Genomic DNA, 302 nt, shown 5'->3' on the forward strand with positions numbered 1-302 from the left:
GGCACGGCCGTTCTTCTTTTCCTCGATCTCGCATTTCGCGCGGATGGTGAGGTTGCCGTGGCCGGTCTCGTAGGCGTCCAGAATGCCCTTCTTTCCCATGACGAGGCCGCCCGTGGGGAAGTCGGGGCCGGGCATGGCGGTGAGCAGGTCCTCCGTCGTGCAATCCGGGTTATCGATCATGAGGCAGGTGGGGTGGATGGCCTCGCCCAGGTTGTGGGGCGGGATGTTGGTGGCCATGCCGACGGCGATGCCGTTCGAGCCGTTGACCAACAGGTTCGGGAAGCGCGACGGCAGCACCGTAG

At 65.2% G+C, this 302-nt stretch carries 1 protein-coding gene; it reads right to left on the bottom strand.

Annotated features, from left to right (window positions below; all coding sequences use genetic code 11):
* Window positions 1-302 (bottom strand): DNA gyrase subunit A (locus tag NE591_RS14300; protein WP_305145271.1); only part of this gene is annotated, 302 nt, incomplete at both ends.

The sequence above is a fragment of the Adlercreutzia sp. DFI.6.23 genome, from assembly GCF_024462535.1.
GTDB classification, from domain to species: domain Bacteria; phylum Actinomycetota; class Coriobacteriia; order Coriobacteriales; family Eggerthellaceae; genus Adlercreutzia; species Adlercreutzia rubneri.